Origin of the sequence: Bacillus sp. FSL M8-0077, assembly GCF_038050255.1 — a bacterium.
Lineage (GTDB): Bacteria > Bacillota > Bacilli > Bacillales > Bacillaceae > Bacillus > Bacillus altitudinis.
On sequence record NZ_JBBPAF010000001.1, the window covers coordinates 235,792 to 248,322 of the forward strand.

15 protein-coding genes are annotated in these 12,531 nt (G+C 41.6%); 10 read left to right on the forward strand and 5 right to left on the reverse strand.

All coding sequences use genetic code 11. From position 1 onward, the window contains the following. Positions 1–61: 61 nt before the first annotated feature. Complete coding sequence (locus NST57_RS01325; RefSeq protein ID WP_017358727.1) at positions 62–1,234, forward strand: MFS transporter; 1,173 nt, start codon at positions 62–64, stop codon at positions 1,232–1,234. Positions 1,235–1,287: 53 nt separating this feature from the next. On the opposite strand, the gene NST57_RS01330 is transcribed toward NST57_RS01325, so the two are convergent. Further along, the gene (locus NST57_RS01330; protein ID WP_073415831.1) at positions 1,288–1,665 is read right to left on the reverse strand and encodes a hotdog domain-containing protein; all 378 of its coding nucleotides are present in this window, start codon (positions 1,663–1,665) and stop codon (positions 1,288–1,290) included. A gap of 151 nt (positions 1,666–1,816) precedes the next feature. Between NST57_RS01330 and NST57_RS01335 the strand changes: the two genes are divergently transcribed. Next, entirely contained in the window at positions 1,817–3,181 is a 1,365-nt protein-coding gene (locus tag NST57_RS01335) for a PepSY-associated TM helix domain-containing protein (protein WP_341297868.1), read from the forward strand. A gap of 18 nt (positions 3,182–3,199) precedes the next feature. Next, complete coding sequence (locus NST57_RS01340; RefSeq protein WP_142153720.1) at positions 3,200–3,655, forward strand: FixH family protein; 456 nt, start codon at positions 3,200–3,202, stop codon at positions 3,653–3,655. 39 nt (positions 3,656–3,694) lie between these two features. Here NST57_RS01340 and NST57_RS01345 read toward each other — a convergent pair whose 3' ends face one another. Further along, entirely contained in the window at positions 3,695–4,462 is a 768-nt protein-coding gene (locus NST57_RS01345) for a GNAT family N-acetyltransferase (protein WP_341297869.1), read from the reverse strand. Between the two features lie 207 nt (positions 4,463–4,669). On the opposite strand from NST57_RS01345, the gene NST57_RS01350 reads away from it, so the two are divergent. The 5 genes from NST57_RS01350 (at position 4,670) to NST57_RS01370 (ending at position 7,309) form a co-directional block, all read left to right on the forward strand. Next, on the forward strand, positions 4,670–5,128 hold the full coding sequence (locus NST57_RS01350) for a MarR family transcriptional regulator (RefSeq protein WP_142153724.1): 459 nt from the start codon (positions 4,670–4,672) through the stop codon (positions 5,126–5,128). Next, positions 5,110–5,481 (forward strand): hypothetical protein, encoded by a 372-nt coding sequence (locus NST57_RS01355; RefSeq protein ID WP_341297870.1) that lies wholly within the window; start codon positions 5,110–5,112, stop codon positions 5,479–5,481. The genes NST57_RS01350 and NST57_RS01355 overlap by 19 nt, the downstream gene beginning before the upstream one ends. Further along, positions 5,478–5,939, forward strand: coding sequence for a 2-thiouracil desulfurase family protein (locus NST57_RS01360; RefSeq protein ID WP_142153726.1), 462 nt, complete (start codon positions 5,478–5,480; stop codon positions 5,937–5,939). Before NST57_RS01355 ends, NST57_RS01360 begins: the two co-directional genes overlap by 4 nt. A 29-nt stretch (positions 5,940–5,968) precedes the next feature. Then, positions 5,969–6,385: a DUF5301 domain-containing protein gene (locus tag NST57_RS01365; protein WP_341297871.1), complete on the forward strand. Its 417-nt coding sequence runs from the start codon at positions 5,969–5,971 to the stop codon at positions 6,383–6,385. A 96-nt stretch (positions 6,386–6,481) separates the two neighbouring features. After that, positions 6,482–7,309, forward strand: coding sequence for an aldo/keto reductase (locus NST57_RS01370; RefSeq protein ID WP_142153732.1), 828 nt, complete (start codon positions 6,482–6,484; stop codon positions 7,307–7,309). A gap of 278 nt (positions 7,310–7,587) precedes the next feature. On the opposite strand, the gene NST57_RS01375 is transcribed toward NST57_RS01370, so the two are convergent. Together NST57_RS01375 and NST57_RS01380 are read right to left on the reverse strand one after the other, a co-directional pair. After that, on the reverse strand, positions 7,588–7,725 hold the full coding sequence (locus NST57_RS01375) for a hypothetical protein (protein ID WP_341299243.1): 138 nt from the start codon (positions 7,723–7,725) through the stop codon (positions 7,588–7,590). A gap of 251 nt (positions 7,726–7,976) precedes the next feature. Continuing rightward, positions 7,977–9,059 (reverse strand): iron-containing alcohol dehydrogenase family protein, encoded by a 1,083-nt coding sequence (locus NST57_RS01380; protein ID WP_341297872.1) that lies wholly within the window; start codon positions 9,057–9,059, stop codon positions 7,977–7,979. Between the two features lie 199 nt (positions 9,060–9,258). Here NST57_RS01380 and trhO point away from each other — a divergent pair, with 199 nt between their 5' ends. Continuing rightward, positions 9,259–10,227 (forward strand): oxygen-dependent tRNA uridine(34) hydroxylase TrhO, encoded by a 969-nt coding sequence (trhO, locus tag NST57_RS01385; RefSeq protein ID WP_341297873.1) that lies wholly within the window; start codon positions 9,259–9,261, stop codon positions 10,225–10,227. Between the two features lie 343 nt (positions 10,228–10,570). Then, positions 10,571–12,190, forward strand: a complete 1,620-nt coding sequence (locus NST57_RS01390) for an APC family permease (protein ID WP_024719047.1) — start codon at positions 10,571–10,573, stop codon at positions 12,188–12,190. Between the two features lie 34 nt (positions 12,191–12,224). Here NST57_RS01390 and NST57_RS01395 read toward each other — a convergent pair whose 3' ends face one another. Then, entirely contained in the window at positions 12,225–12,425 is a 201-nt protein-coding gene (locus NST57_RS01395; protein ID WP_008343859.1) for a hypothetical protein, read from the reverse strand. Positions 12,426–12,531 lie beyond the last annotated feature (106 nt).

Here is a 12,531-nt window from a genome sequence, read left to right on the forward strand (position 1 = left end):
TTTGTTTGTCTGCACCCTGTATCAAAAGTGAAAGCCATGATATAGAGAAGGGATGTTAGACATGAACTGGAGAGTTTATTTATTAGCTGTTTCTACTTTTGCGGTTGGATTAGTTGAGCTTGTGGTCGGGGGCATTTTGCCAAGTTTAGCAGAGGATCTCAATGTGTCTCTTGCGACAGCTGGACAGCTTATTACGGTATTTGCGATTGTGTATGCTATTTCAGCACCGGTGCTGCTGACCGTCACAGCCAAAATCGAACGAAAGCGTCTGTATTTAATCGCATTATTGGTATTTACATTAGGCAATGTATTCACATATTTTAGTTCCACCTTTGCCCTTGTCATGATCTCTAGGGTCTTGATTGCCATGAGTACGGCGCTTGTTGTGGTGTTATCATTGACGATTACCGCCAAGCTGGTGGAACCGGCGCATCGAGCGAAAGCATTAGGTCTGATTTTTATAGGGATTAGCTCATCACTTGTTCTCGGTGTACCGATCGGTATTTTTATTACAGAGAGCTTTGGCTGGAGAGTGATGTTTTTAGGAATCAGTATTCTGTCAGCCATATCCATGGTGCTGATTTATTTCCTATTAGAGAAAATGCCTGTTGAAAAAGTGACACCACTTAAAGAACAAATTCGTTCTTTAGGGCATCCGAAAATTTTCAGTGCACATTTGATTAGTTTGTTCATGCTTGCTGGTCATTATATGCTGTATTCTTATTTCACGCCATTTCTCATGGAAGTTCTGCATATGACTCCGTTTTGGATTAGTATTTGTTATTTGGTCTTCGGGCTTGCGTCGATTGGCGGGAATGGATTTGGCGGCTGGCTTAGTGACAAATTAGGATCAGGAAAAGCCATTTTGCTTGTGACCATGGCGTTTGCCATTGTGATGTTTATCCTTCCTTATACAGCGGGAGTGTTTATGCTCTTTATGGTGATGGTTGTCTTATGGGGTGCTCTTAGCTGGGCACTGACACCTGCTTTGCAGAGCTATTTGATTCAAACAGACCCTGTGACGTCTGATATTCAGCAGAGTTTGAATACATCCGCTTTGCAAATTGGAATTTCCATTGGATCAGCAGTGGGCGGCGTCATGTTTACAATGACTGGTTCATCTGTTGATTTGGCTAAATTCGGCGCTGTTTTTGTGCTGATTGCCTTTAGCTGTGCAGTGATTTCATTAAAGAGACCGCCGCTTTATATGGATCGTCAGCATCACGCTGAATAGAAGAGAATAAGATCGTTTCCGTGTTAGTTAGCTGCCTCATCATAGGCAGCTTTTTATTTTTTTAAAACCACACCTTCGCTTTTACCAGTAATGACTTCTTCTCCATGCTGATTGATATAACGGGAAAAAAGGTGGACACGATGGTATTTTTCAAGGGGTTCTACCTTGGTGACGGCCATCTGACAGGTAATGGTGTCACCTGTATAAACAGGGCGTATGAAGGTACATGTCATCTCTTGACCGATAAAATGAAACTGACCGCCAAGCTTCGTGGCTAGACTTGCTGTGAGAAAGCCGTGTACCATGAGCCTGCCTTGGTCATCTAGCTCGGTATGATGTTTGCCAAGATCACCTGTCATCTCGCCAAATTGGATCACATCTTCATGCGTATAGGTTTTGCTTGTTTGAAATTGATCGCCTGGTCGAACCATCTGTTCTTCAGCTCCTTTTTTTAAATGTACCAAAGGAATGAATGAATGTACATTCATTTTTGTTCGTTCTTACTTCACATCTACTCTTTGCAACTAGCTTGTTTGTCGTACGACTGATCAGTAATCTGAAAAGAGAAAGGTGCAAGGAGGAATGGGGTTGAAGAAGACGGGAAAGAATCGTTCAAGAGGTACAGCTTCCTTTTATCAAATAGCGTGGAGATGGCATTTTTATGCGGGGTTGATTTTTATGCCTATCTTCGTGTTGCTTGCTGTAACTGGAGCTATTTATTTGTTTAAGCCGCAGATTGAGGAATCGATGTACGATAAGCTTTACCATGTGAAAGCTGAAGGAGAAAAATTGGCTCCTACAAACCAGATTGAGGCGGTTAAGGAAGCTTATCCGAATGCAGAGCTAACGAGATATCAGCCGGGAGAAGGAAAAACGCGTTCAGCTGAAGTCGGTTTTAGACAAGGTGAGGAGACCTATACAGCCTATGTGAATCCCTATACAGGACAAGTGTTAGGGCGAATGAATGATGAAATGAAGTTTATGAACCGTGTGGAGGAAATACACGGGGAACTGATGGCAGGAACAATTGGTGACCGAATCGTTGAGCTGACAGCCTGCTGGGGCATTGTCCTCATCGTGACAGGCATTTATTTGTGGTGGCCACGAATGCCAAAACGTTTCAGTGGTGTGATCATGCCGCGTTTGACAAAAGGAAAAAGGCTGCTAATACGTGACTTACATGTGGTTCCAGCCTTTTGGGTATCGGCAGGCATGTTATTTCTCATCTTAACGGGTCTGCCATGGTCCGGTTTATGGGGAAATGAATTTCAAAAATTTGCAACAAATACAGGTGAAGGATATCCGCCATCTGTTTGGGTGGGCGATAAACCAACATCACAAGTAAAAACAGAGGAAGTAGCTGACGTCCCTTGGGCGGCTGAGAAGATGGATGTCCCTGCTTCTGACCAGTCCTCTTTTTTAAAGCTATCCATGGATGATGTTGTTCGCATTGCAAATGAACAGAAGGTGCATCCTGCTTATCAAGTGTATATTCCGCAAACGGCAGATGGCGTTTATACATTGTCGGTCTTTCCGCCAAAGGCAAAAGATGAAGCGACCGTCCATCTCGACCAATATACAGGAGCGGTTCTAGCAGACTATCGTTATGCTCAGTATGGCTGGATGGGGAAAACCATTGCCCTTGGTATTACATTACATAAAGGAACAGAGTTTGGTCTAGTGAATCAGCTGGCTGGTTTACTCATATGTGTAGGGATTGTGGGGGTTGTTATTAGTGGATTTTTGCTTTGGGTGAATCGAAAACCAAAAGGTTCGCTAGGCGCACCGAAAGCACCAGCTAAAGGCAGATTAAAGTGGTTCGTCTTGCTTCTTGTTGGGTTAGGGATTATTTTTCCGCTTGTCGGTCTGTCGCTCATTATTGTGCTGCTGATGGACTTATTCATCATACAGCGACTACCGAGACTGAAGCAATTTTTAGGTGCATAGAATAAGGGGGAATAGCATATGAAAAAAAGTTGGATACTGGGTTTCCTCTTGATGTTCCTAACGGCTTGCCAGCTTAATCCGAATACGGAGGAGCTTTACGAAAAACCATCGGTAATTCATGTAAACACCAATATACCAAGTCACATATCGAGTCCAAAAGAGCAAGCATTTCGTTTTGTAATCAAAGAAAATAGTCAGCCAATTCGTGCATCCTCTGATATCAAAATAAGTGTATGGAAATATGGAGATGACCGTCAAACGCCCGTAAAAGCAAAATGGGAAGGGGAAGGTGTGTATACAGCAAACTACATGTTTCCTGAGGATGGTTTGTATGACATACGGTTAGACGTAACAGTGGCAGATCAGCACATCATGCCAATAAAACGAATCACTGTGGGCCAACTGACAGAAGATGAGAAAAAAGTATTAAAAGACAAGCAGAAAAAAGAGAAACAAACCCATTCTCATCATTAAAAGATATCAAGGAGAGGAACATGACACCTCTCCTTTTAATCATTCAAAAACAACCATTTCTCCAATTGGTTGAAATCCTGCACGCTGATAGATATGTTTGCCGTCATTTGAGGCTTGTAACATCACACACTTTTGTTTGTTATCTGTCTGGGTCAGAAGGTAATGAAACATGTCACTGCCAAGTCCTCTTCCGCGGTGTTCTGCCTTTGTGATGACATCATAAATACCGTAGCTGTCTGCTGTTTCAATCAATAAGCCCGTTGTGACTGGTTTGTTGTGTTCATATCCAACGAACATGCGGGTATTCGGGTGTAATCGTTCAATCGAGAAGCGCTGGAAATAGGTGTTTAAAGCGATTGCTTCAGATGATCCTTCGAAAAGTTCGATAAATAAATGTTGATAATCGAGAAAGGTTTGATCGTCAGTCACTTCCTTAATCGTAAGTGAGTGAGATGTCCTTTGATCCATGTCGTATGTATGTTCAAGCATCATGATGGTATTGCGTTCCACTTCTTGAAGCCCATATTTCTGCATGATATTCGACCAGTCAGGATGGAGCAGGCTTTGAGTAATCCATGTGCTGAATGTTAGCTGCTGTCGCTGCATTTGTTCGATGGCAGCTTCCACTTTTTGTTGATTTTGTATGTGCGCTGAAATCGGTAATAACAAATTGAACGTGTCAGTTGATATATGCGTGTTTGATAGAACGAAATCTTCCGATGATAGGAACGATCCGTTTACAACAGAAGAAAACAAATTTATTTTTTCTTCTAACTGCCGAATGGCCATTTGCTGCTTTGTGTTCATTCTCTCACCTTCTTTTTTTGAATGACGGTTACCTATTTTAAATGATAGCAAAGAAAAGGAAATTGTGCCGTTTATTGTAATCTAGTAAAAAAGTTCTTTTATTTATAAGGTCTGATGACCCATTCTTTTCCTCATTCCCACATTTCTTTTGACTCCTTTATTGATTATTAGTACCATTTTATTAACCAGTTAAGAGTGGAGGTTCAGATGGAAACAAAAGAGCAGATTGTCTTAAAAGCGATTCAAGATTTGATTATGTATAGGGAAAAGAAACGGAACGATCCAACAGATCCACTGATTACCACGACTGATACACTCAAGCAAGATTGGACACTTACACAGCTTCATATTTTATCTATGATTCAAGCAAACCCTAATGAATCTAATAATACATTTCTTTCACAACAACTAAAACTATCAAAACCAGCAATTACAAAGGCTGTGAAAAAGCTCATCGACAAGGGCATGGTCGACTATTGCCACCGGCAAGGTGACAAGAAATCCGTCTATTATTCACTCACAGAGGAAGGCACACAGCTGGCGGCACTGCATGATGAGCTTCATGAACAGGCAGTCTCCTCCTACTTAGAATTCCTCCATGAATTTAATGAAGACGAGCTACAGGTTATTGAGCGCTTCTTAAAGACTTGGAAGGAAAAGATATAAAAAACGAACCGGAAGCTTTCAATAAACTAGATGCTTTCGGTTTTTTTATGGTAAAATTAACATATATTGACGTTGTTCGTGATGATGTGAAAAGGGAGGGAGCTTCTTTGGGGAAAGAAATGATGGAAAATTTTAAAAAATCAGCAACCATCATGCCGTTCGTCGGATTGTTTGTCAGCTTGCTATTATTTGTTTATTTTTTTGGTATCACAGGAGTTGAAGGATCGATTTGGGCTGCTGCATTGTATTGTGCTCTGCCCTTTTTAGGGTACACGATCTTCTATCTGCCTGTATGTATTTATTTTAAAGTTAGTAAAAAACACTCAATCCATAAAAATGAGGAACAAACGTGATTGTGGTCAGCGCTTGTCTTGCTGGGATGAAGGTCCGGTATAACGGTAGCCATCGATTAGATCAGCGAATTGAAGAGCTTGTGCAGGAGGGAAAGGCGGTAACAGTTTGCCCTGAGCTGCTTGGCGGTTTCTCTACACCAAGACCTCCCGCAGAAATTATTGGTGGAGATGGTCATGATGTCTTACGGGGGCAGGCTTCTGTTGTTGATGTTCATGGAACAGATGTGACAGAGATGTATGTAAAAGGTGCACAAGACACGCTTAAGCAGGTTCAGACTCTTGGCGCAACATCCGTCGTGTTAAAAGAGTACAGCCCTTCTTGCGGAAGCCGGATGATCTATCGGGGAGAGTTTAACGGGAAGACAAAGGCTGGGGACGGTGTGACGTCTGCCTTGCTGAAACAGCATGGGATTCAAGTATTCTCTGAGGAGGATGATTGGACCTCGCTGTTTGTATAGGGATGGCGTGAATTGAAGGAGGAGTTAGGTTGAAGAAGTGGATCATTGGTTTAGTAGTCGTTATTTTCATCGGAATAGGTCTTTATTTTATGATCAATGCCAAAACATATGCTTTTGATGATGTGGTCTCGATTGATAAAGATAAAGTGACTTCCATTCAAATTGAGCATGATGATGAGCGCGTTGTGGTGGATAAGAAAGAGGATATTCAAAAGCTGCTGAAGAAATTTTCGGGTATTCAATTAAAGAAAGTGAACGAAGCTAAAAAAGCCTCTAAAGAATCGTATTGGATCAGAGTGTACGAGAATGAAAAGGAAACTTATGGTCTGACTTTTTATGACCAAAGCTTTTTAGAGACGTATGATGGTTCTAAAACAAAAAATCGAACAAGTGAATACCAAATCGTTGATGCAAATCAAGTCGATTTTGGACAATATATCAAATAAGATCATTCAGTCTATGAATGGTCTATTTTCATGCATGATCTTTCGCACATTCGGGTATAGTGCATGGTAAGTAAAAATGAAGCGGAGGTTTGTTTGATGAGTGGATTAACAGATACAGTCACATTAGCAAACGGAGTGAAAATGCCGAAGCTTGGCTTTGGTGTATGGCAAGTAAAAGATGGGGATGAGGCTGTAAATGCAGTCAAAGACGCACTAGAAGCGGGCTATCGCAGTATAGATACAGCAGCGGCCTATCAAAATGAAGAAGGTGTTGGCAAAGCCATTCAGCAATCAGGCATCTCTCGCGATGATCTGTTCATTACGACAAAAGTGTGGAATAGTGATCAAGGGTATGAGTCAACGCTTGAAGCCTTTGAAACGAGTATGAACAAACTTGGTCTGGATGTATTGGATCTTTATTTAATCCATTGGCCGGTTGAAGGCAAATATAAAGAAACGTGGAAGGCGCTAGAAAAGCTGTATAAGGATGGCCGTGTGAAAGCCATTGGCGTGTGTAACTTCCATCAGCACCATCTAGAAGATTTATTAGAAGAGGCAGAAGTGGTGCCAATGGTCAATCAAATTGAGCTGCATCCGAAGCTGACGCAGGAGCCTTTACGTGACTACTGCAAGGCAAAAGGCATTCATGTAGAAGCATGGTCGCCATTAGGTAGCGGAAAACTTCTTAACCATCCGGTGCTTCAAGATATTGCGAAAAAACATGAGAAGTCAGTGGCGCAAGTCATTCTTCGCTGGGACTTGCAGCATGACATTATCACCATTCCGAAATCTGTGACGAAGAGCCGAATCATCGAAAACACAAACGTATTTGATTTCGAGCTGTCCGCCCATGAAATGAGTGTCATTGATCAGCTCAATGAAGATGAGCGCACAGGTCCAGACCCAGACAACTTCGATTTTTAATAGAAAGAAAGCATAGGGTAAGGTAATATGATCCCCCATAGCAGACAGAGAGAAAAGAAAGTGCAAGAATCTGTCTGTTATGAGGGGTATTTTTTATGGCGAAAATACGTAAAAATTTATGATAATCAACTCAATATACATCCCTAATATACTTAATAAACTTCGGATGAAAGTCAGGAATTCGAGAAAAGGAAATTTTTGGATAATGCATGTATGAAAAATTTTTCTATATCAAAACTGAATCTATGTATTTATGTTCATTTTTCCAACCGTATCATTTATTTTTTATTGTTCAATTGTTCTTTTAACAGTTCTATGATGGTGTCGTTTTGTTGCTCCATGTTTTTTATTCTCTTCTCGATTATGGACCCAGAAATACACACCACAATTAAAATGGCCATCCCCACAAATAACAAACAAATTCCCTCCTATCACAATATTTTGAATTGTCTTTTGTCTTAATAAACTGAATTCATTCGAATCTTTTCAATATCGTACCATTCTTTGAAATTACTTACTGCAGATAAAGCGCGTCAACGGTTCCAAAATACGTTAAACAACCTAAGCCCATATCAATATAGGACTTAGGCTGCTAAGGATATTTTTAACTCTGTCTAGTTGAAATGGTTTACTTCAAGATGCCTGTGCTTTTTATTTGCCCGTATGTTCAGACCGTCTTTTGAGGCTGATAGGTCTCAATGATTTGAATGGCGTCGACAATTTGCTCTTTCGTATAGTCTCCAATCAAACAAAAGGTTTCATCTTTACGTGCAGCATGGTTTGCCACTGTATGTGCTGCTTCCTCTAGATGAGCTGTGATGCCAAGCTCACGCATCGTTCTAGGTAATCCGAGTGTTTGATAAAGCTCAAGTAATTCTTCTACTTCCGTCATACGGTTTTCTGCGGCAAGCTGAACGAGAATGCCATAGGCCACTTTTTGTCCATGTAACACATGATGTGTTTCATCAATAAATGTTAATCCATTATGAACGGCATGGGCTCCTGCCATTCTGCCATAACGTCCTCCATAGCCGCCGACTGTTCCCGCTAACGTAATGATCGTATCTGTTACATCTGCAAAGGCTTGAGAAAGCTGACCTGTTTTTAAACTGCTAACGGCTTCTTCACTATGAGTCAGAAGAATGTCACGAACGTACACTGCCTGCTTTAATGCAGCATGTACCATGAGCGGCAAAGTGCCTTTTGTGTTACGAATAATGGCTTCCGCTTCATACCATTTTGCCAGCGTATCCCCAATTCCGCTTTGAAGATAGGAAAGAGGAGATGAAAGCAAAAAAGTATGATCAATTAACGTGAGATAGCTGGACCGCTTATGATAGTCGACCCTCATGAAATTTCCCTTGTCATCATAAATGACACTGAGCGGTGTAGAAGCCGCACATGTCCCAGGAATCGTCGGCACCATGATCACTTCAATTTGGAGAGCGTCGGCAACAGACTTCGCTGTATCTAAAATCGTTCCGCCACCGATCCCGATGATCACGTCTGAACTCTTGAGTTCTTCCGCAATTCGTGTAATCGCATTTGGTGAACTGTAACCTTTATGCTGAACAATAGGCCACTCGGATGGAAGCTTTGTGTACTGTGAAAAGGCTTGATATGAGTCATATCCTGTCACTATAGCAGGTGAGTGAAAAGGAGATGCAAGTGACTCGAGTTCATGATAAATCCCCTTTTGAGAAATAAACTGGTTAGGACCGCTTCTGACAATATCTTCTGGCTGGATCATTGACTTATTCTCCTTTACGAAATCATATAGTTCTTAAATCATCTCATTTTACAGAAAGTTCTGTCAAATAATCGAACAATATGAGACTATAGACCCTTCCGTTTTATGGAATTGAACTGCTGACATTGCCTTAAGGTATGTATTTCCTGTATGATATAAAATGGTATGTTTTGATTAAATTTAAGAGGTGTTTATATATATGGAAAAACAATATCGTGTATTACTTTACTATCAATATGTCCCCATTGAGGATCCAGAAACGTTTACAGCAGAGCATCTAGCATTCTGTAAGGAGCTTGGTTTGTTAGGTCGAATTCTTGTTTCATCTGAAGGCATAAACGGAACCGTTTCTGGTACCATTGAGCAGACGGACAAGTACATGCAAGCATTGAAAGAAGATCCACGCTTTGCGTCCATGCCAATTAAAATTGACGAAGCAGATGGTCATGCGTTTAAAAAAATGCACGTCCGTCATCGAAATGAATTGGTGAATTTAAGTCTTGAAGATGATGTGAATCCGCTAGAATTAACGGGTAATCATCTCAGCCCAGTTGAATTTTACGAGCAAATGCAATCACCTGATACGGTCGTGATTGATGCACGTAATGATTATGAGTTTGATGTCGGTCACTTCAGAGGTGCTGTGCGCCCTGACATTGAGACGTTCCGTGAATTACCTGAGTGGATTCGTGACAACAAAGAGATTTTAGAAGGGAAAAAAATTCTGACGTATTGCACAGGCGGCGTACGCTGTGAGAAATTCTCAGGATGGTTAAAGCGTGAAGGCTTTGAAGATGTATCCCAGCTTGACGGTGGAATTGTCACATACGGAAAAGACCCAGAAGTTCAAGGAAAGCTATGGGACGGTCAATGTTATGTGTTTGATAACCGCCTAACGGTTCCAGTCAATCAAACAGAGCACGTCGTGGTAGGAAAAGATTTCTTCACTGGTGAACCTTGCGAGCGTTATGTGAACTGTGCGAATCCTGCATGTAACCGCAAAATGATTGCTACAGAAGAAAGCGAACATAAATATATGCGCAGCTGCAGCCATGAATGCCGTACAAGCGAACGTAATCTTTATGTGAAACAACACAATTTGTCTGAAGAAGAAGTTCAAGAAAGACTAGCTGTCATTGAAAAAGAACAAGCAATCTCACAAGGATAAGAGGGTTTCCCTTTTATCCTTTTTTCTTTGGATGATACGTGTTCAGAGGGAAGAGGAAGTCATTTCCTCTTTCTTTTTTGTTTTGTTATTTTCAAAATAAGGGTAAAGGTAGTTAATCAGTCTAATAGATTGAACCGTTGAAAAAGCGCTCTCTTTTGAAATAAGCATGTTCGACTATTTCAGAAAATGGAGAATTGAGAGATAATATAACAGGCAAAAAAATGAACAAAGATAAAAGTTCAGGTTAGAAAGTATTTTTCAATGGAATGAAAGGTGAGCTGTTATAAAAGAACAGCGCTTGCTCGACACATGCTCTGTATTTTAATCGAAAGGTGTTATGAACATGAATCATTTGCATCGTAGGATGGGAACTTTCGCGTTAATGATGGTAGGTCTTGGCTCAATCATTGGTTCGGGATGGCTCTTTGGTGCGTGGCGGGCTGCTCAAATCGCCGGCCCTGCTGCTATTTTGTCATGGTTGATCGGGATGGTTGTTATTTTATTTATCGCATTGTCTTATAGTGAACTCGGATCGATGTTTCCAGAGGCAGGCGGAATGGTCAAATATACGCAATATTCACATGGCTCTTTTATTGGATTTATCGCCGCTTGGGCAAACTGGATCGCCATTGTCTCAGTGATTCCTGTTGAGGCAGTGGCCTCCGTTCAATACATGAGCTCATGGCCTTGGGAGTGGGCAAAGTGGACAAGCCATTTGGTCACAAAAGGGGTTTTGACGACTGAGGGGCTCATGGTGGCAAGTGTGCTGCTGGTGATTTATTTTCTGCTCAATTATTGGACAGTTGGGTTGTTTTCAAAGGCGAATACATTCATTACGGTTTTTAAAATCGTCATTCCAGGATTAACAATTGGTGCGCTCTTATTCGTAGGTTTTCATAGTGAGAATTTTACTTCTGGAACAAGTATTGCGCCGAACGGCTGGGCGAGTGTGCTCACAGCTGTGGCAACATCGGGGATTGTGTTTGCTTTTAATGGCTTCCAGAGCCCGATTAATATGGCAGGAGAAGCGAAAAATCCAGGGCGTTCGATTCCAATCGCCATTGTTGGATCGATTTTGATTGCAACGGTCATTTATGTGCTGCTGCAAATCGCTTTTATTGGCGCTGTCGATCCCTCAATGATAGTGAATGGCTGGGGGCATTTAAATTTCAACTCGCCATTTGCTGATCTTGCTATTGCGCTTGGGATCAACTGGCTTGTCCTTATTTTATATGCAGATGCGTTCGTTTCTCCTTCTGGGACGGGAATTACGTATACAGCGACGACGTCTCGTATGATTTATGGGATGGAAAAAAACAAGTACATGCCAAGTGTACTGGGCCGTCTGCACCCTATTTACGGAGTGCCTCGTCCAGCGATGTTTTTTAATTTAGGCGTATCGTTTATCTTCTTGTTTTTGTTTAGAGGCTGGGGAGTTCTCGCTGAAATTATTTCTGTGGCAACCCTGATTTCCTATTTGACAGGACCTGTGACAGTCATGACGCTGAGAAAGACGGGAACAGATTTATATCGTCCATTGCGGATTAAAGGACTCAGCATTATTGCTCCGCTTGGCTTTGTCTTTGCATCCTTGACACTGTACTGGGCGAGATGGCCGCTGACGGGTCAGGTGCTGTTCATTATTCTCATCGGTCTGCCAATCTATTTTTACTATCAAGCAAAAGCGAAGTGGAAGGGCTTTGGCCGTCACTTTAAAGCAGGTGCTTGGATGGTTGTGTATTTGCTTGTGATGATGACGATTTCCTGTCTCGGCAGTGATAAATTTGGCGGTTATAACGTCATTCATTATGGCTGGGATATGGCGCTCATTGCAGTTGTGGCGTTGTTATTTTATATGTGGGCACTCAAAAGTGGATTTGAAACAGAGTTTTTAGAAGATGCGAAAAAAATCAACGATGAACTGCGTGCTTCTCAGAAAGAAGCCGCCTCATCTAAGGAATAACGGAAGGGCTGCCTGAATACTGAGGGCAGCCTTTTTATTTGGATGGATGATCCATGACATGCTGTTTTAGCCAAGTGGTAACGCCGTGTAGAACGGTGGCTGTCACAAGACAGATAAGCGCATATCTCCATAGCTGATCTAAGCCTTGTCCACTAAGCCAAAAAACAATACCTAGAATAAAGAGAGTCAGAATGAACATGAATAAAAAAGATGCTGACCAGAAAAAAGCCTTCATCGAGGTCACCTCCTCGGGGTATTGTATGCAGGCCGAGGGAGGATCAGACCAGCAAGAAAGAAGTAAAAATATCGTGAAACTATTTCAAAAGTCAGATAAAAACGCC